Annotated in this window: 26 protein-coding genes, 1 pseudogene and 1 riboswitch; of the genes and pseudogenes, 6 read left to right on the top strand and 21 right to left on the bottom strand. The window is 74.2% G+C overall.

What is annotated here, in order from left to right:
* Positions 1–13 precede the first annotated feature (13 nt).
* From AC5RWQ_RS25620 to AC5RWQ_RS25585, 8 genes are all read right to left on the bottom strand, one after another.
* Positions 14–853 (bottom strand): TrmH family RNA methyltransferase, encoded by an 840-nt coding sequence (locus AC5RWQ_RS25620; RefSeq protein ID WP_494285196.1) that lies wholly within the window; start codon positions 851–853, stop codon positions 14–16.
* 29 nt (positions 854–882) lie between these two features.
* The gene (rplT, locus tag AC5RWQ_RS25615) at positions 883–1,275 is read right to left on the bottom strand and encodes a 50S ribosomal protein L20 (protein WP_030335718.1); all 393 of its coding nucleotides are present in this window, start codon (positions 1,273–1,275) and stop codon (positions 883–885) included.
* Between the two features lie 32 nt (positions 1,276–1,307).
* Positions 1,308–1,502: a 50S ribosomal protein L35 gene (gene rpmI, locus AC5RWQ_RS25610; protein ID WP_007458415.1), complete on the bottom strand. Its 195-nt coding sequence runs from the start codon at positions 1,500–1,502 to the stop codon at positions 1,308–1,310.
* Positions 1,503–1,521: 19 nt separating this feature from the next.
* On the bottom strand, positions 1,522–2,172 hold the full coding sequence (gene infC / locus AC5RWQ_RS25605; protein WP_334489701.1) for a translation initiation factor IF-3: 651 nt from the start codon (positions 2,170–2,172) through the stop codon (positions 1,522–1,524).
* 369 nt (positions 2,173–2,541) lie between these two features.
* Entirely contained in the window at positions 2,542–3,015 is a 474-nt protein-coding gene (locus tag AC5RWQ_RS25600) for a PH domain-containing protein (protein ID WP_494285195.1), read from the bottom strand.
* 73 nt (positions 3,016–3,088) lie between these two features.
* Complete coding sequence (gene hisG / locus AC5RWQ_RS25595; protein WP_494285194.1) at positions 3,089–3,934, bottom strand: ATP phosphoribosyltransferase; 846 nt, start codon at positions 3,932–3,934, stop codon at positions 3,089–3,091.
* Between the two features lie 45 nt (positions 3,935–3,979).
* The gene (locus AC5RWQ_RS25590) at positions 3,980–4,243 is read right to left on the bottom strand and encodes a phosphoribosyl-ATP diphosphatase (protein ID WP_494285193.1); all 264 of its coding nucleotides are present in this window, start codon (positions 4,241–4,243) and stop codon (positions 3,980–3,982) included.
* An 86-nt stretch (positions 4,244–4,329) separates the two neighbouring features.
* Complete coding sequence (locus AC5RWQ_RS25585) at positions 4,330–5,016, bottom strand: alpha/beta fold hydrolase (protein WP_494285192.1); 687 nt, start codon at positions 5,014–5,016, stop codon at positions 4,330–4,332.
* 120 nt (positions 5,017–5,136) lie between these two features.
* Between AC5RWQ_RS25585 and AC5RWQ_RS25580 the strand changes: the two genes are divergently transcribed.
* The 4 genes from AC5RWQ_RS25580 to AC5RWQ_RS25565 all read left to right on the top strand — a co-directional run bounded on the left by AC5RWQ_RS25580 (position 5,137) and on the right by AC5RWQ_RS25565 (position 8,354).
* A complete protein-coding gene (locus AC5RWQ_RS25580) occupies positions 5,137–5,652 on the top strand; it encodes a hypothetical protein (protein WP_494285191.1) in 516 nt (171 codons plus the stop codon).
* 23 nt (positions 5,653–5,675) lie between these two features.
* On the top strand, positions 5,676–6,521 hold the full coding sequence (locus tag AC5RWQ_RS25575; RefSeq protein ID WP_494285190.1) for a DUF4097 family beta strand repeat-containing protein: 846 nt from the start codon (positions 5,676–5,678) through the stop codon (positions 6,519–6,521).
* A 79-nt stretch (positions 6,522–6,600) separates the two neighbouring features.
* A complete protein-coding gene (locus AC5RWQ_RS25570; RefSeq protein WP_494285189.1) occupies positions 6,601–7,575 on the top strand; it encodes an ATP-binding cassette domain-containing protein in 975 nt (324 codons plus the stop codon).
* Positions 7,572–8,354: an ABC transporter permease gene (locus tag AC5RWQ_RS25565; RefSeq protein WP_494285188.1), complete on the top strand. Its 783-nt coding sequence runs from the start codon at positions 7,572–7,574 to the stop codon at positions 8,352–8,354. Before AC5RWQ_RS25570 ends, AC5RWQ_RS25565 begins: the two co-directional genes overlap by 4 nt.
* 246 nt (positions 8,355–8,600) lie before the next feature.
* On the opposite strand, the gene ribH is transcribed toward AC5RWQ_RS25565, so the two are convergent.
* The 7 genes from ribH to rpe all read right to left on the bottom strand — a co-directional run bounded on the left by ribH (position 8,601) and on the right by rpe (position 14,839).
* The gene (ribH, locus tag AC5RWQ_RS25560) at positions 8,601–9,101 is read right to left on the bottom strand and encodes a 6,7-dimethyl-8-ribityllumazine synthase (protein WP_494285187.1); all 501 of its coding nucleotides are present in this window, start codon (positions 9,099–9,101) and stop codon (positions 8,601–8,603) included.
* Between the two features lie 3 nt (positions 9,102–9,104).
* Positions 9,105–10,370, bottom strand: a complete 1,266-nt coding sequence (locus AC5RWQ_RS25555) for a bifunctional 3,4-dihydroxy-2-butanone-4-phosphate synthase/GTP cyclohydrolase II (RefSeq protein WP_494285186.1) — start codon at positions 10,368–10,370, stop codon at positions 9,105–9,107.
* Between the two features lie 37 nt (positions 10,371–10,407).
* Positions 10,408–11,106, bottom strand: a complete 699-nt coding sequence (gene pnuC, locus AC5RWQ_RS25550) for a nicotinamide riboside transporter PnuC (protein ID WP_334489681.1) — start codon at positions 11,104–11,106, stop codon at positions 10,408–10,410.
* Positions 11,106–11,735 (bottom strand): riboflavin synthase, encoded by a 630-nt coding sequence (locus tag AC5RWQ_RS25545; RefSeq protein ID WP_494285185.1) that lies wholly within the window; start codon positions 11,733–11,735, stop codon positions 11,106–11,108. The genes pnuC and AC5RWQ_RS25545 overlap by 1 nt, the downstream gene beginning before the upstream one ends.
* Before the next feature lies 1 nt (position 11,736).
* Positions 11,737–12,798, bottom strand: a complete 1,062-nt coding sequence (ribD, locus tag AC5RWQ_RS25540) for a bifunctional diaminohydroxyphosphoribosylaminopyrimidine deaminase/5-amino-6-(5-phosphoribosylamino)uracil reductase RibD (protein WP_494285184.1) — start codon at positions 12,796–12,798, stop codon at positions 11,737–11,739.
* Positions 12,799–12,949: 151 nt separating this feature from the next.
* Positions 12,950–13,123, bottom strand: a riboswitch (FMN riboswitch).
* 74 nt (positions 13,124–13,197) lie between these two features.
* Positions 13,198–14,157, bottom strand: a complete 960-nt coding sequence (locus tag AC5RWQ_RS25535) for a GGDEF domain-containing response regulator (protein ID WP_494285183.1) — start codon at positions 14,155–14,157, stop codon at positions 13,198–13,200.
* A 1-nt stretch (position 14,158) separates the two neighbouring features.
* Entirely contained in the window at positions 14,159–14,839 is a 681-nt protein-coding gene (gene rpe, locus AC5RWQ_RS25530; protein ID WP_494285182.1) for a ribulose-phosphate 3-epimerase, read from the bottom strand.
* 182 nt (positions 14,840–15,021) lie between these two features.
* Here rpe and AC5RWQ_RS25525 point away from each other — a divergent pair, with 182 nt between their 5' ends.
* Positions 15,022–15,984: a septum formation family protein gene (locus tag AC5RWQ_RS25525; RefSeq protein ID WP_494285181.1), complete on the top strand. Its 963-nt coding sequence runs from the start codon at positions 15,022–15,024 to the stop codon at positions 15,982–15,984.
* An 85-nt stretch (positions 15,985–16,069) separates the two neighbouring features.
* Positions 16,070–16,936 (top strand): annotated as a pseudogene (locus AC5RWQ_RS25520) (septum formation family protein); the annotation flags it as partial.
* Between the two features lie 6 nt (positions 16,937–16,942).
* Here the strand turns inward: AC5RWQ_RS25520 and AC5RWQ_RS25515 are convergent.
* The 6 genes from AC5RWQ_RS25515 to AC5RWQ_RS25490 form a co-directional block, all read right to left on the bottom strand.
* Positions 16,943–18,484, bottom strand: coding sequence for an RsmB/NOP family class I SAM-dependent RNA methyltransferase (locus AC5RWQ_RS25515; protein ID WP_494285180.1), 1,542 nt, complete (start codon positions 18,482–18,484; stop codon positions 16,943–16,945).
* Positions 18,481–19,407 (bottom strand): methionyl-tRNA formyltransferase, encoded by a 927-nt coding sequence (gene fmt, locus AC5RWQ_RS25510; protein WP_494285179.1) that lies wholly within the window; start codon positions 19,405–19,407, stop codon positions 18,481–18,483. The genes AC5RWQ_RS25515 and fmt overlap by 4 nt, the downstream gene beginning before the upstream one ends.
* 4 nt (positions 19,408–19,411) lie before the next feature.
* Complete coding sequence (gene def / locus AC5RWQ_RS25505) at positions 19,412–19,972, bottom strand: peptide deformylase (RefSeq protein WP_494285178.1); 561 nt, start codon at positions 19,970–19,972, stop codon at positions 19,412–19,414.
* 43 nt (positions 19,973–20,015) lie between these two features.
* Positions 20,016–21,287, bottom strand: coding sequence for a cytochrome P450 (locus AC5RWQ_RS25500; protein ID WP_494285177.1), 1,272 nt, complete (start codon positions 21,285–21,287; stop codon positions 20,016–20,018).
* Between the two features lie 111 nt (positions 21,288–21,398).
* Entirely contained in the window at positions 21,399–22,382 is a 984-nt protein-coding gene (locus tag AC5RWQ_RS25495) for an AAA family ATPase (protein WP_494285176.1), read from the bottom strand.
* A 191-nt stretch (positions 22,383–22,573) separates the two neighbouring features.
* The gene (locus AC5RWQ_RS25490) at positions 22,574–24,535 is read right to left on the bottom strand and encodes a primosomal protein N' (RefSeq protein WP_494285175.1); all 1,962 of its coding nucleotides are present in this window, start codon (positions 24,533–24,535) and stop codon (positions 22,574–22,576) included.
* Between the last annotated feature and the right edge of the window lie 9 nt (positions 24,536–24,544).

The raw sequence follows: 24,544 nt of genomic DNA, 5'->3' as shown, positions 1-24,544 counted from the left end.
GCGGCTGACGAGGTCAGCGCAGCGCTCTCGCTGAAGCGTACAGGCAGACGGCGGCGGCCGCAGCCAGGTTCAGGCTCTCGGCGCGCCCGTGCAGCGGCACCCGGACCCGGGCGTCCGCGGCGGCGGTCAACTCCTCGGGCAGCCCGTGCGCCTCCGAGCCAAAAAGCCAGGCGGTGGGGGCCGCGAGCCGCCCGTAGTCGATGACGTCGTCGAGGTCGCTGTCGCCGTACCCGGTCGTGGCGAGCACGGTGAGCCCGGCGGCCCGCAGCGCGGCGACCACGTCGAGGGGATCGGAGGCGCGGACCACGTCGACGTGGAACAGGCTCCCGGCCGACGCCCGCACACACTTGCCGTTGTACGGGTCTACCGCGTCACCGGCGAAGACCACGGCGCCCGCGCCGGCCGCGTCGGCGGTGCGCAGCACGGTGCCGGCGTTGCCCGGGTCGCGGATCTCGGCGAGTACCGCGACCAGCCGCGGGCCACGGGCCAGGGCGGTCTCCAGCGGCACGTCGAGGTGCTGGCAGACGGCGACCAGGCCCTGCGGGGCGACGGTCTCGGCGAGCGCCGCCACGGCCTCGTCGGTCACCTCGGAGACGGGCACGTCGGCGTGGGCGGCCTGCGCCGCGAGGTCGGGGTACCGGTCGAGGGCGGCCGGCGTACCGAAGAGTTCGGTGACCGTGCCGGCCCGGGCCAGGGCCTCGCGGACCGCCTGCGGCCCCTCGGCCAGGAACCGGCCCGCGGCGTCGCGGTCCCGGCGGCGCTGCAGCCGGCGGGCGGCGACGATTCGGGGGGTACGCGGGGTGAACGGGCCGGAGACAGCCTCGAGGCGCCTCCCGCGCGATGCTGACTGCATGGGAGACGCCTCGATCTGCTGTGGGTGGATCAGGCGGCCTGGGCCGCGGCGCCACCGGTGCCCTCGGCCGCCACGGCGGCCCGGGCCAGCTCGACGATCGCGGCGAAGGCCGCGGCGTCGTTGACGGCCAGGTCGGCCAGGATCTTGCGGTCGACCTCGATGCCGGCCAGGCGCAGGCCCTGGATCAGCCGGTTGTAGGTCATGCCGTTGGCCCGGGCGCCAGCGTTGATGCGCTGGATCCAGAGCTGCCGGAAGTCGCCCTTGCGGTCGCGACGGTCCCGGTAGGCGTACTGCATCGAGTGCAGCACCTGCTCCTTGGCCTTGCGGTACAGCCGGGAGCGCTGACCGCGGTAACCACTCGCGGTCTCCAGCAGGGTACGACGCTTCTTCTGGGCGTTCACAGCCCGCTTGACGCGTGCCATCTCAACTCCTTCTTCGGTTCAGGTGGCGCGCGTCAGCGGCCGAGCAGCTTCTTGATGCGCTTGACGTCAGCCTTGGCCAGCACGACCGTGCCGGTCAGCCGGCGGGTCTGGGTGGAGGGCTTCTTCTCCAGGTTGTGGCGGAGGCCGGCCTGCTGGGCAACGATCTTGCCCTTGCCGGTCACCTTGACCCGCTTGCCCATACCCGTGTGGCTCTTCATCTTCGGCATGTGGAACGTCTTCTCCCTGTTACTGGCCGCTGGTGTCAGCGGTCGGGCCGGTCTCACCGGCTGCTGCGGTCTCGCCGGCCTCCGGGGTCTCGCCGGCCTCCGGAGCACCGGACTCCTCCGCGGCCCGTTCCCGAGGTCCACCGCGGGACGCCGTGGCGGCGACCGCGGAGGCCTTCACGGCCCGGTGCGGGGCGAGCACCATGATCATGTTTCGACCGTCCTGCTTCGGAGCGGCCTCGACGTATCCCAGGTCCGTGATCTCCGACTCGAGCCGGCGCAGGAGCCGGTAACCCAGCTCCGGGCGGCTCTGCTCGCGACCGCGGAACATGATCGTCACCTTGACCTTGTCGCCGGCCTTGAGGAACCGCACCACGTGACCCTTCTTGGTCTCGTAGTCGTGCGGGTCGATCTTCGGCCGGAGCTTCATCTCCTTGATGACGGTCTGCTGCTGGTTACGCCGCGCTTCGCGCGCCTTGAGTGCGCTCTCGTACTTGAACTTGCCGAAGTCCATGAGCTTGCACACCGGCGGGCGCGCCATCGGCGCAACCTCGACCAGGTCCAGGTCGACGTCCGCGGCCAGCTGCAGGGCGCGCTCCAGCGGGACGATGCCCACCTGCTCACCCTCAGGGCCGACCAGTCGGACCTCACGTGCCCGGATCTGCTCGTTCACGCGTGGTTCGACGCTGATGGGGCCTCCTCGAGTCGAGTCTCCTACGGTGCCGACTCCACGGGCTCCCAGGCGGGAGCCGACCCGGAAAGCAGAAGGCCCCGGCACATGCCAGGGCCCGCTCGACCGGTCGGCACGATCATATGATCGCGCATCCGGGACCGGGACGTGCCCGGAACCGGTGACCGGGACCCGGCCACCGTCTGGGGCGACTCGGGTGGGAGCAGGGCGCTCCGCTTCAGGACTGCCCGCACGTCGGAACGGGGGCGGTCTGGTCGACGCGGCAACACTACACCCTCGCCCCGCCGGCACCCAAACCGGGCCCGCAGGTCAACGCGGGTGTGCCGGGGCGCTCACCGGCCCCGGCGGCGCTCAGCCGACGGGGCGGCCGCCGGCGAGGCCGGCCAGGTGGGCCTGGTGCAGCCGGCGCAGCGCCCGGACCCCCTCCACCGCGCTCTCCTTGTCGGCGGCCTGGAGGGCGACCATCGGCAGCAGGTCGTCGTCGTGCAGCTCCAGGCTGGCCCAGGGGGCGCCCCGGTCGAAGCGCACCCCGCGGACGACCTCCCAGGGCAGGTCGTACGAGCCGACCACGTTGCGCACCCGCACGCCGCGGGCGTCCGCCTCGACCCGCGGACGGGTGAAGAGCAGGATGCCGAGCGCGCCGAGGACGCCCAGACCGACCATCGCGAACTGGTCGCCGCGCTGGAAGCTGCCGTACCCCTCGCCGGTCGCCCCGGTCAGCGAGGTGGCCACCAGGGTGAAGACGACCAGCAGCGCGGCCGCCGAGGCCCAGCAGACCACCCGGATGCGACGGGGCTTGAGGCGGATCAGCTCGGTATCACTCACCCCACCAGTCTGCCACCCACCCTCGCCCGGCCGGACGCCGCCACACGCCACGCGGCGGCGCGGACCCCCGAGGTCAGAGCCGGCAGGCGTGGATGTTGGTGACCAGGATGGCGCGGGCGCCCAACTCGTAGAGCTCGTCCATGATCCGGTGCACGTCGTCCCGGAGCACCATGGCCTGGACCGCCACCCAGCCCTCCCGGTGCAGCGGAGAGACCGTCGGCGACTCGATGCCCGGGGTCAGCGAGCTGGCCCGGTCGAGCAGGCCGGCGGGCACGTCGTAGGCGAGCATCACGTACCGGCGAGCCACCAGGACGCCGTGCAGGCGGCGCAGCAGCTGCTCCGACTGCGGGTGCACCGGCGCGCCGACGCGGCGGACCAGCACCGCCGACGAGCGCAGCAGCGGGTCGCCGAAGACCACCAGGCCGGCCTGGCGCAGGGTCGCGCCGGTCTCCACCACGTCGGCGACCACGTCGGCGACGCCGAGTCGGATGGCGTTCTCCACCGCTCCGTCCAGGCGGATCACGTCGGCCTTGACGCCCAGCTCGCCGAGGTACCGCTCGACCAGCCCGGGGTACGCGGTGGCGATCCGGCGCCCGCCCAGCTCCTGCACGGAGTGCACGTCCTCCGGGCGGGCGGCGAAGCGGAAGGTGGCCCGACCGAAGGCCAGGTCCACCACCTCCTCGGCCGGCGAACCGGAGTCGATCAGCAGGTCCCGGCCGGTGATCCCGACGTCGAGGTCACCCGAGCCGACGTAGGTGGCGATGTCCTTCGGGCGCAGGTAGAAGAACTCGACGTCGTTCGGTTCGTCCCGGCAGACCAGGTCCTTCGGGTCGGTGCGCTGGCGGTAGCCCGCCTCGCGCAGCATCTCGGCGGCCTTCTCGGCCAGGGCGCCCTTGTTCGGTACGGCGACACGCAGCATGACGGAGTGCTCCTTCGATCGATTCTGATCAACGACGGGGCGCACTCACAGATGTCGGTAGACGTCCTTGAGCTCGAGACCGCTGGCGAGCATCAGCACCTGGACCTGGTAGAGCAGCTGGGAGATCTCCTCGGCGGTCCGCTCCGACCCCTCGTACTCGGCGGCCATCCACGACTCGGCCGCCTCCTCGACGACCTTCTTGCCGATGAAGTGCACGCCCTTTTCCAGGGCGGCGACCGTGCCCGAGCCCGGGGTGCCGGCGGCGGCCTTGGCCTGCAACTCGGCGAACAACTCCTCGAACGTCTTCACGGGACCGGATTCTTCCAGTCACCGCCGGGCACCGCGCGCTCCGGGTCCGGGTGCGTCATCTTCCCCACGCCGTCCGGCAGCGGCGGTCAGGTTCTCGACAGGAAGGCCCGGACCGCGTCGTGGAACTCGCCGGGCCGGGTCGCGTGTACGGCGTGCCCCGCGTCGATGGTGACCGACTCGCCGGCGGGCAGCGCCTCGACCATCCGGGTCAGCTCGCGCTGCGGCAGGTGGCTGCGTGGGCCACCGGCGACGACCAGGGTCGGCGCGGTGATCGCCGCCAGTCGGTCCCACCAGGCCGGGTCGGGGTCGTTCAGCTCGGCGAGGACGGCCTCGCGGGCGGCCCAGTCGAAGGGCTGCGGCCCGGCCGGCCGGGGCGGTGGGCGAAAGCCCATCGGGACGGGTGGGACCGGCTCCTCCAGCACCAGCGCGGCGACCCGGTCCGGGCGGGTCGCGGCGAACCGGTAGGCCAGCACCGCGCCGAGCGAGTGACCGAGCAGGGCCACCCGGGCCAGGTCGAGCGCGTCCAGCAGAGCCTCGAGGTCCCCGGTCATCGGCGCGAAGCCGTACCGGCCCGGACGGTCGCTCGCGCCGTAACCGCGCAGGTCCGGGGCGTACAGGCGGACCTGGTCACCGAGCGCGTCGGCCAGCGGCGCCCAGGTGGCGCCGTCCACCGAGCCGGCATGAAGCGCCACCACCGGGCGCGCCCCGGGCCGGCCCCAGCTCCGGTACGCCATCCGCAGGCCGGGCAGTTCCACGAAGTCGATCTCCCCCACCGGGCCAGTCAACCACGACGACGGATCACCAAGAAGGCGTCAACCGTGGCGAGGCGGCGTCGGCGTCACGGTGATGCCACTTGGTTGCGTATGGCATCACAATGATGCCATGATGGCATCATGGACCTGCGCCCCTACATCGACGCCCTGCGCCACGAGCTCGCGCTCGCCGCTGCAACCGGCGGCGATGACGCCCGCGAGCTGGCCGAGCGGCTCACCGCGCCACTCGAATCCGCAGCCAGGCTCGCCCTGCTCGACGCCCTATCCGAGGCGGCCGCCGAGATCACCCGCGATCTCGCTCCCGGTTCCGTGGACCTGCGGCTGCGCAACCGCGAGCCCAGCTTCGTCGTGACGCCGGCGCCCGCAGACCCGTGGACCGATCAGTCAGCCGCCCCGCCGCCGCCCGGTCCGGCACCAGCTCCGACCCCGGGCGAGGACGAGGCGACCGTGCGGATCAGCCTGCGCCTGCCGGAACACCTGAAGAACCGCGTCGAGCAGGCCGCCGCCCGCGCCGGTGTCTCGATCAACACCTGGCTGATCCGGGCCGCGGCCACAACGGCCGACAGCGACACGGCGCGTCCCGCGACCGGAAGCGCTACCAGCGGCGGCCAGCGCTACACCGGCTGGGTCCGCTGACTTCGAGGAGAAGGAGAACCGCCATGCCCACCTTCGACACTCCCGGGCCCATCACCGCCTCCGTCGAGCTCACCGCCGGTGAGCTGCGGGTGGTCGCGAGCGAGCGGCCGGACACCGTCGTGCACGTACGCCCGGCAGACGACACCGAGAACCGGGATGTGCGTGCCGCCGAGCAGACCCGCGTGGAGTTCACATCCGGCACCCTGACCGTACGCGGCCCCCGTCAACCCGGCCTCGGCATATTCGGCAAGGTCGGCGCCGTCGACGTGCTCGTCGAGCTCCCGGCCGGCTCCGGCCTCGAGGCCAAGCTGGGCGTCGGCGCGGTCCGCTGCACCGGGGCACTGGGCGGCTGCCGGCTGCGCAGCGGTGCCGGCGATCTGCAGGTCGAGCAGGCCGAGAGCCTGTCCCTGACGACCGGGATGGGGCTGCTGACCGCCGAGACCGTCACCGGCAACGCCGAGCTGACCACCGGCTCGGGCAAGCTACAGGTGCGCTCGGTCGCCGGGCCGGCCGTGCTCAAGAGCGGCAACGGCGAGATCTGGATCGGCCACGCCGGCAGTGATTTGCGGATCAGCTCCGCCAACGGCGACATCGCGGCCGACCACGCCGCCGCCTCGATAACCGCGAACACCGCCAACGGCGGCATCCGCGTCCGCGAGCTCGTCCGCGGCTCGGCGACGCTGCGCAGCGCCGCCGGCCGCATCGAGATCGGCATCCGGCCGGGCACCGCCGCCCGGCTCGACCTGCACACCCAGTACGGCAAGGTCCACAACGAGATGGCGGCCACCGATGGTCCCGCCGAGACCGACGAGCAGGCCGAGGTGCGCGCGCGTACCGCGTTCGGCGACATCCTGATCCACCGCTCCTGACCCAACCCGCCGTCCCGGCCGTGGCGCTCGTGCCCCGGCCGGCGGTGGCCCCTGCCCGGAAATCCGCCAGGAGGCGTAGATGACAACGACAGTCACCACCCGGCCCGCCGTCTCGGTGGCCGGCCTGCGCAAGACCTTCGGTGCGAAGGTGGTCCTCGACGGCATCGACCTGACCGTCACCGAAGGCACCGTCTTCGCCCTGCTCGGCCCGAACGGCGCCGGCAAGACGACCATGGTGCGGATCCTCGCCACCCTGCTGCCGCCCGACAGCGGCTCGATCCGCGTCGCCGGGCACGACCTGGCCCGCGATCCTGACGAGGTGCGTGCGGCGATCGGCCTCACCGGCCAGTTCGCGGCCGTCGACCGCCTGCTGACCGTACAGGAGAACCTGCGGCTGATGGCCGACCTGCACCGGCTCGGCCGGACCGAAGGTGGCCGGCGGGTGGCCCGGCTGATCGAGCGCTTCGACCTCGGTGAATCGGCACGAAAGCCGGTGTCGCTGCTCTCCGGCGGCCAGCAGCGCCGCCTGGACCTGGCGATGACCCTGGTCGGCAACCCCCGATTGATCTTCCTGGACGAGCCCACCAGCGGCCTCGATCCGCGCAGCCGGCATGCGATGTGGCAGATCGTCCGGGAACTGGTCGCCGAGGGCGTCACGGTATTCCTCACCACCCAGTACCTCGAGGAGGCGGATCAGCTCGCCGATCGGATCGCGGTGCTGGACCACGGCCGCATCGTCGTCCAGGGCACGCCGGACGAGCTCAAACGCCGGATCCCCGGTGGGCACCTGCTGCTGCGCTTCACCGACCCGGACACGTTGCACGCGGCGGCCGCGGTGCTGGCCACGGCGCACCGCGACGACGACGCGCTGACCCTGCAGGTGCCCAGCGACGGCGACGTCGCCTCGTTGCGCGCCGTGCTGGGCACGCTCGATCGGGCACGGGCCGAGCCCGACCACCTGACGATCCACACCCCGGATCTGGACGACGTGTTCTTCGCCTTCACCGGCGCGCCCGCCACCGCCGATGCGACCGCCGAGGAGACCTCGCGATGACCACGATGGCCCACGCCCTCACCGATTCCCGGACCATGCTGCGCCGGCAGCTGCTGCACCTGCGGCGTTACCCGTCGCTGACCGGGCTGCTGATCGGCATGCCGGTCATCTTCCTGCTGCTCTTCGCCTACGTCTTCGGCGGCACGCTCGGCGCCGGGATCGGCGGCGACCGCTCCGCGTATGTGAACTACCTGACCCCGGGAATCCTGCTGTTCACCATGGCCGGGGCCGCCGCCGGCACCGCCATCTCGGTGGCGATGGACATGACCGAGGGCATCGTCGACCGGTTCCGCAGCATGGCCATCGCCCGGATCTCGCTGCTGACCGGGCACGTGCTCGGCAGCCTGGTGCAGAACCTTCTGGCGCTGCTCGCCGTGCTCGGCGTCGCCCTGCTCATCGGCTTCCGCCCGAACGCCACCGCGCTCGAGTGGCTCGCCGTGCTCGGCGTGCTGACCGCGACCGCGTTCGCGCTGACCTGGTTCGCCGTCGCGCTCGGGATGGTCGCCGACAGCGTCGAGACGGCCAGCAACACGCCCATGTTCCTGAGCCTGCTGCCGTTTCTGGGCAGCGGATTCGTGCCCACCGAGACGATGCCGGCCGGGCTGCGCACCTTCGCTGAGTACCAGCCCTTCACGCCGATCATCGAGACCCTGCGCGGGCTGTTGCTCGGCTCCGGGATCGGCACCAGTGCGATCACCGCGCTCGCCTGGTGCGCAGGGATCTCGCTGGTGTCTTACCTGTGGGCCAGGCGCAAGTACAACCAGCGCGCTAGCCGTTAGGGGCGGGCCGCCACCAGGACGTCGACCCGGGACCGGGCGTTCCACCGGGGTGAACGGCCGCCTCAGCCTGAACGCCTCGACGCCGCCCGGCCCGTCGGCCGGGCGGCGTGTCGTCCAACACCGTGAACGTTCTTGGTCACCGCACCAGATCCGCCCCAGGAACGCCGAGGTGGCCGTCTCCGGCACGCCCGGACACCGCCACCGCGGCACAGTCGAGTCGATCGGGACACCCCGACCGGCGGGCGCTCAGCCGCCGAAGCCGACCCGCTGGCCGCTGGCCGAGGCCACGCCCCGGATCGCCAGCGCCGCGTCGAGCGCCGCGACGGTCGCCGCCCAGCCCTTGTCCTCGGCGGAGCCGGGCAGCCCGGCCCGGTCGCGGGCCTGCTCGATGGTCTCCACGGTGAGCACCCCGTGGGCCACCGGCTTCCCCTCGTCCAGGGCCACCCGGGTCAGGCCGTCGGTCACCGACCGGCAGACGTAGTCGAAGTGCGCCGTCGAGCCCCGGACCACCACGCCGAGGGCCACCACCACGTCGCAGCGGCGGGCGAGGGCCTGGGCCACCACCGGCAGCTCCACCGAGCCCGCCACCCGGGCGACGACCGCGCGGGCCCCGCACGCCTCGGCCGCGGCCACGGCCCGGTCCAGCATGTGGTCGGTCAGGTCGCCGTGCCAGCGCGCGGCCACCACCCCGACGGTCAGCCCGGCGGCGTCCACCGTGCTCACCCCCGGCTCACCGAAACCCGCCATGTCTTACGCTCCGATCTCGTCGCCGGGGACCGGGCGGCCCATCGGGGCCTCGGTCACCTCGTCCAGCTCGTCCAGCAGGTGACCCATCCGGTCCCGCTTGGTCCGCAGGTAACGGACGTTCTCCGGGTGCGGCCGGATGGGCAGCCCCTCCCGGCCGGTGATGGTCAGGCCGTACCCCTCCAGCCCGGCCCGCTTGGCCGGGTTGTTGGTCAGCAGCCGCATCGAGCGCACGCCCAGGTCGTAGAGGATCTGCGCGCCGGTGCCGTAGTCCCGGGCGTCGGCCGGCAGCCCCAGGTCGAGGTTGGCGTCCACGGTGTCGCGTCCCTGGTCCTGGAGCTGGTACGCCTGGAGCTTGTGCAGCAGCCCGATGCCGCGCCCCTCGTGCCCACGCACGTAGAGCACCACGCCCCGCCCCTCCCGGGCGACCCGGGCCAGGGAGGCCTGCAACTGCGGCCCGCAGTCGCAGCGCAGCGAGCCGAAGACGTCCCCGGTGAGGCACTCGGAGTGCACCCGGACCAGCACGTCCCGCCCGTCGCCGATCTCCCCGTAGACCATCGCCACGTGCTCGGCCGGGTCGTGCTCGGCGCGGTAGCCCAGCGCCCGGAACACCCCGTACGGGGTGGGCATCCGGGCGTCGGCGACCTGCTCGACCTGCTTCTCGTGCCGCCGCCGGTACGCCACCAGGTCGGCGATGGTGATCAGGGTCAGCGCGTGCTCGGCGCAGAACTTCTCCAGGTCCGGCACCCGCATCATGGTGCCGTCGTCGTTGACCAGCTCGCAGAGCACACCGGCGGGGCGCAGCCCGGCCAGCCGGGTCAGGTCGACGCTCGCCTCGGTGTGCCCGGGGCGGCGCAGCACGCCGCCCTCCCGGGCCCGCAGCGGCACCACGTGCCCGGGGCGGGACAGGTCGGTCGGGTCGGTGCCGGGATCGGCGAGCAGCCGGATGGTGTGCGCCCGGTCGGCCGCCGAGATGCCGGTGCTGATCCCCTCCCGGGCGTCCACCGTCACCGTGTAGGCGGTGCCCCGGCGGTCCTGGTTGGTGTGGTGCATCGGCGGCAGGTCCAGCCGGTCGCACTCCGACTCGGTCAGCGCGACGCAGACGTACCCGGACGTCCAGCGGACCATGAACGCGAGCAGCTCCGGCGTGGCCAGCTCGGCCGCGAGGATCAGGTCGCCCTCGTTCTCCCGGCTCTCGTCGTCGACCACGACGACGGGCCGGCCGGCGGCGATGTCCGCCACCGCCTGCTCGATGCTGGCGAACGCGCTCATGCCGGCACCACCGCGCTGAACCTGATGATTCGCTCGCTCATGCGACGACCTCCGAGTAGGTGGGCGGAATCGGCCGGGACGCCGTGCGGGTGGCGGCCCGCGAGGTCCGCCACCAGGCGACGAAACCCCAGACACAGAACGCGCCGTAGACCAGGTACATGGCCGCCGACGGGTAGAAGCCGCCGCGCAGCAGCAGCGGCACGCCGACCGCGTCGACGGCGATCCAGATCAGCCAGAACTCGACCCAGCCCCGGGCCATCCCGTAGGTGGCGAGCAGGCTGCCGGTGAGGATCCAGGCGTCGGGCAGCGGACCCCAGGAGCCGAGCGCGGCCAGCGCCGGGTACCCGGCGGCGGTGCCGACGGCGGCGGCCAGCAGCAGCCCGAGCCGCTCCCGCCCGGTCGCCCAACGGGGCGTCACCGCGGCCTCGTCACCGGCCCCGGCCCGGCGGTTGCGCGACCAGCGCCACCAGCCGTAGACGCTGACCGCGAAGAAGAACACCTGCCGGCCGGCCTGGCCGTACAGGTCGTGCGCCTGCGGGGTGGCGAAGGCCCCGCCGAGGAAGACGGTGAACAGCAGCGCGTTGCCGATCATGCCGACCGGCCAGGCCCAGACCAGCCGGCGCAGGCCGAACAGCGCGGAGGCCAGGCCGAAGACGTTGCCGACGATCTCCCGGACCAGCACCGGCGAACCGGCGACCTGGACCTGGGCGTCGAGCAGCCACCCGAGCGGGCCCATCAGCGCTCACCACCCGGTACGACCCCGCCGCCGGCCAGCCGGTCGCCGAGCAGCCGCTCCACGTACTTGGCCAGCACGTCGACCTCCAGGTTGACCGGGTCGCCGGCCCCCTTCGCGCCGAGCGTGGTGAGCTTCAAGGTGGTGGGGATCAGCCCGACGGTGAACCAGTCGTCGCCGACCGCGGCGACGGTCAGCGATACGCCGTCGATGGTGATCGAGCCCTTCTCCACCACGTACCGGGACAGGGCGGCGGGGAGCCGGAACCGGACCGTCTCCCACTGCTCGGCGGGCTCCCGGGCGACGACCTCGCCCACCCCGTCGACGTGCCCCTGCACCAGGTGGCCGCCGAGGCGGCTGTTCAGCGCGGCGGCCCGCTCCAGGTTGACCTGGTCGCCGGGGCGCAGCACCCCCAGCGCGGAGCGGCGCAGCGTCTCCCCCATCACGTCGGCGGTGAAGACGCCCCCGTCGACGTCGACCACGGTCAGGCAGACCCCGTTGACCGCGATGGAGTCGCCGTGCCGGGCGTCGGAGGTGACCAGCGGGCCGCGGATCGCGACCAGCGCGGAGTCACCCCCGGTGTCGGCGATCCGGACGACCTCGCCCAGCTCCTCGACGATGCCGGTGAACATGTCAGGCCTCCCTCTTCCGGGGCAGCGCGGTGATCCGCAGGTCGGGACCGACCTGCGTAACGTCGGTGATGTCCAGATCGATGGCGTCGGCGATGGTCGTCACGCCGGCGTCGGCCAGCGCGGTCGGGCCGGCGCCGAGCAGCTTCGGCGCGACGTACCCGACGACCTGGTCGACCAGGCCGGCGGCGAGGAACGCGCCGGCGAGCCGCGGGCCGCCCTCCAGCAGCGCCGCCCGCACGCCGCGGTGGTGCAGCTCGGCAAGGAGCGCGGGCAGGTCGACCCGACCGTCCGGGCCGGCACCGACCTCCGCGGCGGTGGCGATCCACGTCCGGGCGGCGCCGTCGCGGACCCGCGCCGCCGCCGGGGTACGCCCCGCGCTGTCCACCACCACCCGCAGCGGCTGGCGGATGGCCAGCGAGCCGTCACGCAGGTTCCGGGCGGTCAGCCGGGGGTCGTCGGCCAGCACGGTGCCCACCCCGGCGATCACCGCGTCGACGGTGCCGCGCAGCGCGTGCACGTCGATCCGGGCCGCCTCCGAGGTGATCCACATGCTGGTGCCGTCGGCCGCCGCGGAGCGGCCGTCGAGGGTGGCGGCGTACTTCCAGATCACGTACGGCCAGCCCCGCCGCATCGAGGTCAGCCAGGCGATGTTGCCGGCCTCGGCCTCGGGCCGGCGTACCCCGAGCTCGACCTGGACGCCCGCGGCCCGCAGCGTGGCGGCGCCGCCGGAGGCGACCGGGTTGGGGTCCGGCACGGCGATGACCACCCGGGCGACGCCGGCCTGGATCAGGGCGAGGCTGCAGGGGCCGGTGCGGCCGGTGTGGTCACAGGGTTCCAGGGTGACGACCGCGGTGCCGCCGCGGGCGCGCTCCCCGGCCTGGGCGAGCGCGACGATCTCGGCGTGCGGTCCGCCCGCGTACGCGTGGAAACCCTCCCCGACCACCGTGCCGTCGGCGTCGAGCAGCACGCAGCCGACGACCGGGTTGGGGCTGGTGGTGCCCAGGCCACGGGCGGCGAGCACGACGGCACGACGCATCGCCTCTTCGACGGAGACGCCGGCCATGCTCCTGCCCTCTCACTCGCCGGTCCGCGCGCAGGCGGTACGGGAGGAGCCGCGGGCAGGCGGCGGCGGAATCCGGGAACGGCAGAGCCGGCCCCCGGGGAGCCCACGCGTGGCTGGATCACAGCGACCCACGCGGGCCCGCCCCGTCCCCGCGCGCTGTCTCCCATCCGGACTTTCTGGGTGCGGAAACCTCCCGCTCCCAACCGTCGGCCCCGGATTTTCACCAGGTCCACCGGGCGGCACAAGCCGTCCGGGTCGCGGGCTTACCACGGTCGGACCGTGGATCACCGCCGGTTCGGAATTTCACCGAGCCCCGCCAGCGCGTGGTGGGTACATGCGAAGTCTTACACGTCCGGCGGGGGTCTACGCCACCCCGGCGAGGTACCTCACACCCCTACTTCACACCCCGTCGGCGCGCCGCCGGTCCACCGCGACGTACGACCCGGGTTGGCTCTTGGCCACCGTCTTCATCTCCGAGGCGACGGCGATGGCGACGAGCGGGTCGGTGAAGCGCTTCTTGGCGTCGGAGAGCGAGACCCCGATGGAGAGCGTGACCAGGGCGGCCCGGCGGATGGTGCCCCGGCGGTCCTTGAGCTCGACGAAGCCGCGCTCGGCGTCGGTGGGGTCGTAGAGGGTGTCGGCGGACTTCTCGAAGTCGACCACCGCGCGGGAGGTGAGCGGGCGGATCTGCTCGGGGGTGCAGACGATCACGAAGTCGTCCCCGCCGACGTGGCCGAGGAAGGCCGGCGGCAGCCCGATCGAGACCACCGCCCGATGCAGGCTGCGGGCCAGCGCGGAGATGAACTCGTCGCCCCGGACGAAGCCGTACCGGTCGTTGACGCTCTTGAACCGGTCGATGTCGATGTAGCCGACGGCGTAGTCGACGCCGCTGCGTACCCGGTCGCTGATCTCCCGGCGGATCCGGCTGTTGCCGGGCAGCCCGGTCAGCGGGGAGACCTCCCGGAACTCCTTGTTGCGGCGCAGCGTGGAGCTGACCCGGGCGATCAACTCGGCGGTGTCGAAGGGTTTGACCAGGTAGTCGTCCGCGCCGGCGCTGAGGCCGTGCACCTTGTCGACGGTCATCCCCTTGGCGGTCAGCATGATCACCGGCAGGGCGGAGGTCATCGGGTCGGCGCGCAGCCGCCGGGTCAGCTCCAGACCGTCGATCCGCGGCATCATCAGGTCGACCACGGCCAGGTCCGGCCGTTGCCGCTCGATCACCTCGAGCGCCTCCTGGCCGTCGGAGGCGTGGATCACCTCGAAGCCGTGCAACCGCAGGTTGAACTCGACGAACCGCGCGATGTCCTCGTCGTCGTCGACGACCAGGATGACATCGGGGCGGTCGCCCTCCGGCTCCATCTCAGGCCCCGGCGGACGCGCGCTCCGCGAGGCCGCGCAGGCGACGGACCGCCTCGGCCGGGTCGGCCGCCCCGTAGACGGCGGTGCCGGCGACGAAGGCGTCCGCACCGGCGGCGGCGGCCTGCTCGATGGTGTCGGCGGCGATCCCGCCGTCCACCTCGATGCGCAGCTCCAGGTGCCCGGCGTCGACGTGCCGGCGGGCGGCGCTCACCTTGTCGAGCATCTGCGGGATGAACCGCTGCCCGCCGAAGCCGGCCTTGATCGTCATGATCAGCAGGGTGTCGAAGCTCGGCAGCAGCTCCAGGTACGGCTCGATCGGGGTGTCCCGGTCGATGGCCAGCCCGGCCTTCGCGCCGGCCGAGCGGAGATCCTTGGCCAGCGCCACCGGATCGTCGCAGGCCTCGGCGTGGAAGGTGACGTTGTAGGCGCCCGCGTCGGCGTAGCCGGGGGCCCAGCGGCGCGGATCGGTAATCATGAGGTGCACGTCGAAGGGGAGCTGGGTGGCGGCCCGCAGGCTCTGCACCACCGGCAGGCCGATGGTCAGGTTGGGCACGAAGTGGTTGTCCATCACGTCGACGTGCAGCCAGTCCGCGGCGTTCTCCACGGCACGGACCTCGTCGGCGAGGCGGGCGAAATCGGCGGCGAGGATGCTGGGCGCGATGATCGGCGGCGGTACGGTCACCGGGCCAGTGTACGAACGCGGCCAGCCGCCCGGGACAGCGCGGCTCCCCCGGGAACGCCCCGTGACCCGGGTGTGACCGGTGGTGCAGAATTGGCCCCCACGGAACAGGAAACCGGACGAAAGGCCATCGGTGAGTGGCCGATCGACCGAAACGCGGCAAGACTCCATCAGGGACGGTCACAATGCTGCACGCCCGGCGGCGGGGCAACGCCGCACGGGTCGCGGCGACCGGCTTCAGCTCCCGGGAAGGGCGGACGATGCGACGGTGGCTCGTGGCGCTGGCGCTGGCCGGCACGGCGACGGCGGTGATGAGCGGCTGCGTGCAGCAGCACCGGGCCGACGGTGACCTGTTCGACGACTGGCCGGCGCTGCCCGTGCCGCAGCTCTTCGTACCGGCCACCGACGCCTGCCTGCCCCGGATCACCGCCATCGTGCAGGCGAGCACCTACGAGACGGTGAGCTGCGCGCGCAGCCATCTGGCCGAGGCGATCCACGTCGGCACCTTCACCGGCGCGGTGGTCTCCGGCGCCCGGCCCGAGCCCGGCTCTGCCGCGCTGCGCCCCGCGCGGGCCGAGTGCGACCAGCGGGCCCGCGAGGTGCTCGGCGGGGACTGGCACTCCGCCCGGCTGACCATGAACATCGCCCTGCCCTCCGCGCCGGCGTGGAACGGCGGCGCCCGCTGGTTCCGCTGCGACCTCAGCGAGACCGACAGCATCGACAACACCCGGCCGGTGAACCGGGCCGGGAGCCTGCGCGGCGCGATGATCGGCGACAACCCGCTCACCCACCGCTGCTTCGACCCGAAGCTGATCGGCAACAACCTCAACTACATGGCCCCGGTGCTCTGCACCGAGCCGCACCGCGCCGAGTTCGTCGGCGTCTACTTCGAACGGGACATGACCTGGGCGCAGTTCGGCCGGGCCAACCAGCAGGTGCACCGGCGGTGCATGGCGCTGATCGCCAACTTCGCCGCGGTGCCCAACAACAGCGACCTGCCGTACCGGGCGGGGTCGATCTTCTATCCGCCGTCGCAGCGGGAGTGGGACGAGGGCGACCGGGGCATCCGCTGCTTCCTCTGGAGCGACGACCGGAAGCTGACCCGCTCGATGCGCGGCGCCGGCCCGAAGGGACTACCCGCGATCTGAGCCGTGGTGCCGTATGCTGCCGCACCGTGGCGCCCCCCGGTGACCGGGGCGGGCGCCGCGGCCACGACGGCGGAGGGTCGGTGCGATGCGGCGGTGGTGGACGGCGGTCGCCGTGAGCGCACTGGCGGCCCTGGCGCTGACCGGTTGCGCCGCGCCGGCCGGGGTGGACCGGGACATCGCCGACGACTGGCCGGCGCTGGCCGCGCCGAAGGGTTTCCGGCCCACCAGTGGCGCCTGCCACCTCGGGGTCCAGGACATCGGCTACCTCAATGGCTGGAACCCGGTGGACTGCGCCCAGCCGCACCGCGCCGAGACCCTGCACGTCGGCGCCCTCACCGGCGCCGCCGCCCGGCCCGCCACTCCCCCGGCCGCCGGCTCCCCGGGCGGCCTCGCCGCCCGCGCCGAGTGCGACCGGGAGGTGCGCCGGGCGGTCGGCGCCGACTGGCGTTCCGGTCGGCTCGGCCTCGTGGTGATCTTCCCGTCCCCGCCGGCCTGGACCGGTGGGGCGCGCTGGTTCCGCTGCGACGTCACGGAGATCAGGAGTCTCGACGACCCGGGCGCCAACCCGCGCACCGGTAGCCTCCGGGGCGCCCTGGCCGGCGCCGGCGCCCTGAAGCTGGGCTGCTTCAACCCGACCGTCGCCCGCGACGACGTCCAGGCGATGGTCGCCGTTTCGTGCAACGCCCGGCACCACGCCGAGTTCGTCGGGGTGTGGCAGGCGCCGAACGTCGGCTACGCCGCGTTCACCCGGGACAGCGGCGCGGTCCACAAAGGATGCCTCGGGGTGATCGCCCGGTACACCGGGGTGCCGAATGACGGCGACGTGCGGTTCCGCGCGGGGTCGATCTTCTACCATCCCTTCGAGCGGGAGTGGCGCAGCGGCAACCGCGGCGTGCAGTGCTTCCTGTGGCTCAGCGACCGCACCCTGACCCGCTCGCTCAAGGGCGTCGGCGCGCGGTCAGCCGCGGCGCAGCACCGCGAGGAACATCGCGTCCGTGCCGTGCCGGTGCGGCCAGAGCTGCACCGTCGGACCGTCACCCAACCCCGGCATGCCGGCGGGCAGCAGGGTACGAGCGTCGACGAAGTCCGCCGGCACCTCGGCCCGCCGGGCCGCCTCGGTCACCGTCACGTGCGTCTCCACGGTGTGCGGGGAACAGGTCACGTAGGCGACCAGGCCGCCCGGCCGGGCCGCGCGCAGCGCGGCGGCGAGCAGCTCCCGCTGCAACCGGGTCAGCGGCGGCAGATCCGACGGCTGACGCCGCCAGCGCGACTCCGGCCGGCGGCGCAGCGAACCCAGCCCGGTGCACGGGGCGTCCACCAGCACCCGGTCGAAGTGCTGCTCCGGCAGCTGCGGGTCGGCGCCGACCGTACGGCCGTCGGTGTGCAGCACGGACACCGGCAGACCCCGGGTGGTCTGCTCGACCAGCCGGGCCCGGTGCTCGGAGACCTCCACGGCGGTCAGCCGGGCCCCGCGCTGCGCGGCGAGCGCGCCGAGCAGCGCGGACTTGCCGCCCGGGCCGGCGCACAGGTCGAGCCAGTGTTCGTCCGGCCCGTCCAGCGGCGCGACCGCCAGCGCGTTCGCCACCAGCTGGGAGCCCTCGTCCTGCACGTGGGCCCGGCCGTCGGCGAGCGCCGGCAGGTCACCGGGTGCGCCGCCGCCGAGATAGACGGCGTACGGGGAGAAGGCGCCGGGCGCGCCGCCGACCTCCTCGGCCAGCTCGACCGGGTCGGCCAGCCCCGGCCGGGCGCACAGGTGCACCGGTGGCCGCTCGTTGTCCTCGATCAGCAGCCGGGTCGTCTCGCCCAGGTTGCCGCCGAGCGCGTCGGCGAACGCCCGCACGATCCACCGCGGGTGGCTGTACGCCAGGGCCAGGTGCCCGATCGGGTCGCTCTCCATCGACGGGGCGAGCTTCGCCACCCAGGCATCGGAGTCCCGGCTGGCCACCTCGCGCAGCACCGCGTTGGCGAAACCGGTCGCCCCCGGCGCGACCGAGCGGACCAGGTCCACGGTCGAGGAGACCGCCGCGTGCGCCGGCACCCGGGTGTGCAGCAGCTGGTACGCCCCGAGCCGCAGCGCGTCGCGGACCGGCGGGTCGATGCGCTCCACGTCCCGCCCGGCCGCGTCGGTGAGGATCGCGTCCAGGGTGCCGGTGTGCCGCAGCGAGCCGTAGGTGAGCTCGGTGGCGAAGGCGGCGTCCCGGCCGTGCAGCCCCTCCTCGCGCAGGATCAACGGAAGCACCAGGTTGGCGTACGCGTCGTCGCGGTGCACCGCCGCCACCGCCTGGTACGCCGCGTGCCGGGGCAGGTCGACGGCGGGTCGTACCGGGCGGGAGCCGCGCCGGTCGAATCCACCGCGGTCGCCGCCGCGCGTCGGCCGCTCGGGCCGGTCGCCGCGCGGACCGCCGTACGGCCGCTCGGACCGCTGGTCGGGGCGCCGATCGCCGTCGGTGGGGCGCTGGTCGTCGGAGCGTCGCTCGGGCCGTTCCGTCGGGCCCGTCACGCGAGTTCCTCCCCGGCGCCGACCCGGACGCCGCGCGCCCAGTCGGCCGCCGGCATGGCCTTCTTGCCGGCCGCCCGGACCTCGCCCAGCTGCACCGGGAGGGTCGCCGTGCCGGCGAGCACCCGGGAGCGCTCGACCAGCAGCTCCCCCGGCTTGAGGTCGGGCCCGTTCGCCACCGGGGTGACCGGGCCGAGCTTCACCCGCTCCCCCCGGAAGGTCGTCCAGGGACCCGGCGCCGGGGTGCAGGCGCGGATCCGCCGGTCCACCGCGAAGACCGGGTCGGTCCAGCGGACCCGGGCGTCCTCGACGGTCAGCTTGGGGGCCAGCGACACCCCGTCGGCGGGCTGCGGCGCGGCGCGCGCGGTGCCGGCCTCGATCGCGTCGAGGACGGCCACCAGCAGGCCGGCGCCGGAGTGGGCCAGCCGCTCCAGCAGGTCGCCGGAGGTGTCGGCGGGCCGGACCTCGTCGGTCAGCGTGCCGTAGACCGGGCCGGTGTCCAGGCCCTGCTCCAGCTGGAAGACGCTGGCGCCGGTCAGCTCGTCGCCGTGCAGCACGGCGTGCTGCACGGGGGCCGCGCCACGCCAGGCGGGCAGGATCGAGAAGTGCAGGTTCACCCAGCCGTGCCGGGGAATCTCCAGCGCGACCGGCGGGACCAGCGCGCCGTACGCCACCACGGGGACGCAGTCGGGGGCGAGCTCACGCAGCCGGTCGAGGAACTCCGGCTCGCGCGGCTTCGCCGGGGTGAGCACCTCGATGCCGTGCTCGTCGGCCCAGGCGCCGACGGGCGAGCGGACCAGGCCGCGACCACGCCCGGCGGGGGCGTCGGGACGGGTGACGACGGCCAGCAGCTCGTGCCCGGAGGCGTGCACGGCGGCCAGGGCGGGGACGGCGACGGCCGGCGTACCGGCGAAGATCAGGCGCACCGGATCACCGACCCAGACCGAAGGGGCTGCCCGCGGCGTGCGGGTTGAGCTTGACCGTGGGCGGGGCGGCCGGGTCGTACCACTCGGCCTGGCGGATCGCCTTCATGGCCTCCTTGCGCCCGGCCTGGTCCAGCCGGTCGACGAAGAGCACCCCGTCGAGGTGGTCGGTCTCGTGCTGCACGCAGCGGGCCATCAGGCCGGTGCCGACGATCTGCAGCGGGTCGCCGTAGCCGTTGAAGCCCTTGGCGATCACGTTCTGCCGACGCTTGGTGTCGAAGTAGAGCCCGGGGATGGAGAGGCAGCCCTCCGGGCCGTCCTGTTCCTCCTCGTCGGGGAACTCGAGCACCGGGTTGACCAGGTGGCCGAGGACGTCGTCCACGTCGAAGGTGAACACCCGCAGCCCCACGCCGAGCTGCGGGGCGGCCAGGCCGGCGCCGCTCTGCTCGCGCATCGTGTCGGTGAGGTCGGCGATGAGCCTACGCAGCTCGACGTCGAAGTCGACGACCGGATCGGCCGGCGTGCGCAGCACCGGATCCCCGAACAGACGGATGGGCTGGACGGTCACTCGGTGTGGCTCCTTCGGCTGGGCGGTCTGCTGCCGTACCAGTCTACGGAGTGCCGGGGGCCGTCCCGGCCGGCGTACCGCGATGCGCGGCCGCGGACCGGGTGTCGATCGTCACCGGGAGGCTCTCGTACCCGCGCAGCGTGAGCCGGGTCCGCCGACGCGGGCGCCCGGCCAGGGCCAACCCGGGCAGCCGGCGCAGCAGCAGCGGGAAGGCGACCTGCGCCTCCAGCCGGGCCAGGCCGGCGCCGAGGCAGTAGTGCGGCCCGGCGCCGAAGGAGAGCGGGTGCACCTGCGGGCGCCACGGGTCGAACCGCTCCGGCTCCGGGTAACGGCGCGGGTCCCGGTTGCCGGCGCCGAGCAGCAGCAGCGCCCAGCTGCCCGCCGGCACGTCCACCCCGCCGCAGCTCACCGGCGCGCCGCTGACCCGGGTGGTCAGCTGCACCGGCGAGTCGAGGCGGAGCAGTTCGTCGACGTACCCCGGGGCGAACTCCGGGTGCTCGGCCAGGGTGGCCGCGGCCCGCGGGTGGTCCAGCAGCACGACCAGGCCGTTGCCGAGCAGGTTGGTGGTGGTCTCGAAGCCGGCGACCAGGAGCACCACCAGGTTGGCCAGCAGTTCGTCGCCGGAGAGCCGGTCGCCGTCGGCGTCGTGCACCTGGACCAGCGCGGTGGTCAGGTCGTCGGCGGGCGCGCGGCGGCGGTCGGCGACCAGCGCGGCGAAGTAGTCGCGCAGCTCGGTCGCGCCCCGGTCGGCCACCGCCAGCTCCGCCTGGGTGATCTCCGGCTCCAGTACGCCGGTGAGGTCGGCCGCCCAGCGCCGGAAGAGCGGCCGGTCGGCCGCCGGCACCCCGAGCAGGGCGCAGATCACCCCGACCGGCAGCGGGTACGCGAACTCGGCCATGAAGTCGACCGGCTCGCCGGACCGGGCGCGGGCGAGCATCCCGTCGACCAGCTCCTCGGCCTGGGCCTGCACCACGTCCCGCATGCCGGCGATCCGGCGCGGGCTGAAGGCGCCGGCCGCCAGGCGGCGCATCCGGCTGTGGTCGGGCGGATTGGTACGCAGCATGGAGCGGGAGATCGACGCGACGGCCGGGCTGTCCCGCCAGCCGGGCAGGAACTGGTCACGCAGCGCGTCGTCCATCACCCCGAACCGGGGGTCGCGGAGGATCTCGTCGGCCTCGGCGTAACCGGTCACCACGAAGAAGACCGGCCCGGCCTGGACCACCGGCCCGTGCGCACGCAGCCGCTCGTAGGTGGGATAGGGGTCGACCCGCCCCGCTGGGGACATGAGCAGGGCGAGCGCCTCGGCAGCGTCCATGACCGGCCTCCCGCGTCGATGCGTCGGAAGGCTCCATCATGCGCGCCGGAACGGGTCGCGGCGACCCCGCACGGCCGGCGGCGGTGGCCGGCCGGGAGTTTCGGGGGGCGGTCAGGCGCCGCTGCCGGGCTCCCCCGCCAGCACCGCGTCCCCGGCGAGCAGGGCATGCTCGGGCAGCGGCAGGGTGATGCCGTGCGCGGCCTCCCAGTCGTAGACGCTGCCCGGTCGGACGTGGGCGAGGAAGTAGTCGACCGCGCTGATGTCGCCGACCACGGGCTCCTCCACCTCGGCGACGAGCTGGGCCGGCACCAGGCGGAAGCCGTTCTGGAGGGCGGCGCTGAGCCGGCGGTGACCGTCGACCACGAAGAAGTACTCGCCGGTGTAGCCGATCCGCAGCGGCTCCAGGGCCTCCTCGCCGGCCGCGCCCACCTCACCGACGAACTCGGAGTCCCAGAGCCCGCGGAGGGTGGCGATGTCCTCGGTCGGGTAGACCCGGGCCGGGTCCAGCAGCAGCAGCGGCGGCGTGCCGCGCAGCACGTCGTTGCCGAGCCGGCCCTCGTACGCGTCGACGATCCGCTCGATCACCTCGGGCGCCGCCGCCCGGGTGGTGTCGCAGACCAGGTCGTAGTTGCGCAGCCGGGCCTTGTCCACCCCGTAGCGGACGATGAACCGGTTCCGCTCGCTCTCGCTGCGCTCCTGGAGCTTGGCCTTCGCCTCCTCCAGCGAGGTGTAGCTCTCGGCCGGGCCGGAGGGGCGGGCGAGCACCCGGCGGGCCGCCTCGCCCGGCTCGGTGATCATGTGCACCTTGAGCGCGTGGGTGAAGAAGTGCCACGCCAGCCGGGAGTCCATCACCAGCGACTCGCCGGAGGCGGCGATGTCCCGCTGGAGCTGGTCGACGTAGCCGTCGACGGCCTGGTCCAGCTCGGCGTGCAGGTTGAGCTGGAGCGCGGTCATCTGCCGCTCCTGCGCCATCTGCCGGTAGAGGTCGCCGACGCTGACCCGGCGCAGGCCGAGCCGCTTCGCGATCTCGACGGAGACGGTGCTCTTGCCGCTGCCGAGGTCCCCGTTGAAGACGATCGATTGACGAACGGTCACGACTGGTCCACCCCTGATCACCGGCTGATTGACATCATCGATATGGCGTCTGACCGACGCGCTCCGCCATCGTCGCGCCGTCCGTGCGCCCGGGCATGACGGGCGATGGTATCACGCACCCGCCAGCGCTTTAGCGGACGCGGCGTGCGACGCCAGCGCGGCGACCAGGGCGTCGGGGGCCCGGTCGGGGCTCAGAACAGGCTCAGCGGGTCGACCTGGAGGCGGACCGGCTCGGCCGCCTTGCGGGCACTGCGTACCCCGGCGGCCGAGTGCAGCGCCTCGGCGAGGGCGGCTGCCCGGGCCCGCGGCACCCGGACCAGCATCCGCTCCCGGTCCTCGTCGGCCGGGACCGGACCGAGCACCTCGGCGTCGTCGGGGAGCCGGGCCTGGGCCAGCAGGTCGGCGACGGCCTCGGCCGGCCCGGTGACGCTGGCCATCTTCATCGCGGGCGGGAACCCCAGCTCGCGCCGCTCGGCGAGCTCCCGGGCGGCGAACCAGCCCGGGTCCCAGCGCAGCAGCGCCTGCACCGGGGCGAGGGCGCCGTCGGCGACCACCACCACCTTTCCGCCGGCCGGGGCCGGGCGGGCCAGCGCGGCGGCGGCCAGCCAGCGGCGCAGCGTCTCCTCGCCGGCGCGCAGGTCGGCCCGGGTGAGCAGGGCCCACGAGTCGAGCAGCAGCACCGCGCCGTAGCCGCCCTCGGCGACCGGTTCGGCGCCCGGGGTGGCGATCACCAGCCCGGCGCCGTCCGGGACGGTGGCCAGCACCTCCTCCCGGCCGGAGGTGCGGACCGGCACACCGGGAAAGGCGCGGCCCAGCTCCTCGGCGGTGCGCCGGGCGCCGGTCACCGAGGCGCGCAGCCGCCGGCCGCCGCACTCGGGGCAGGCGTAGGCGGCGGCGACCCGGCCGCACCAGCGGCAGGCCGGCGTCCCGTTGGCCGACGGCAGCGCCAGCGGGCCGGCGCAGTGCGGGCAGCGGGCCGGGGTGCGGCACTCCGCGCAGGAGACCGAGGGCAGGTAGCCCCGGCGCGGCACCTGCACCAGCACCGGGGCGTCGGCGCGCAGGGTGTCCCGGGCGGTGGTCCAGGCGAGGCTGGGCAGCCGGGCCGTCGCCGCGCCGGGGTCGCGGGCCAGCTGCGGGTCGTCGCCGGTCGGGGCGATGGCCGGGGTACGCGCCCGCAGCGTCGCCCGATCGGCCACCACCTCGCGGGCCCAGCCGGTCTCCAGCAGCAATTGCGCCTCGGCGGTGCGGGCGAACCCGCCGACCAGGGCGGCCGCCTCGGCGAGCCGGGCCCGGGTGAGCAGCACGTCCCGCGCGTGCGGGTACGGCGCCCGCGGCTCGGCGTGCAGGTCGTCGCCGTCGTCCCAGATCGCCACCAGCCCGAGGTCGGGCACCGGGGCGAACATGGCGGCCCGGGTACCGATCACCACGGGCACCTCGCCGCGGCGGGCGGCGAGGAAGGCCCGGTAGCGGCGGGCGGGGCCGAGCGCGGCGGAGAGGCAGGCGTGCCGCCCGGGGCCGAGGGCGGCGGTCAGCGCGGCGTCCAGCCGGTCGAGGTCCCGGGCGTCGGCCACCACCACGACGGCGCCCCGCCCACCGGCGACGGTGGCGGCCACCGCGTCGGCGTACCGGGCGGCCCAGTCCTCCCCCGCCAGCGCCGACCAGACGGCGCGCGGGGCGCGGCCGTCGGTGAGCGCCCGGAGCAGGGCCGGCCCGGTCGGGTAGTCCCGCCAGCCGCGCGGGTCGACCGCCGGGCCCGGATCGTCGGAGGTGCCGTCGGACGGTTCGCCGGCCCCGGCCGTCGACGGCGTGGTGGGCGCGGCGTCAGCGGCGGCGCGGGGTTCCTTCTCGACCCGGGCGTGCCGGGGCGGGACGGCGAGCCGGAGCACGTCGGCGAGGCTGCCCGCGTACCGGTCGGCGACCGCCCGGGCCAGCCGGACGATCTCCGGCGCCAGCACCGGCTCCGGGGAGACGACCTTCTCCAGGTACGCCAACCGGGGGTGGTCGGACTTCTCGACCCGTTCCAGCAGCCAGCCGTCGACGAGTTGACCGGCGAAGCGGACCTTCACCCGGACCCCGGGGACCGCCTCGGCGTCCAGCTCCACCGGGACCAGGTAGTCGAAGGGGCGGTCCAGGTGCGGCAGCGGGACGTCCACGCAGACGCG

The sequence above is a fragment of the Micromonospora sp. BS32 genome, from assembly GCF_059089345.1.
This window is presented reverse-complemented; position numbering and strand designations above follow the sequence as displayed.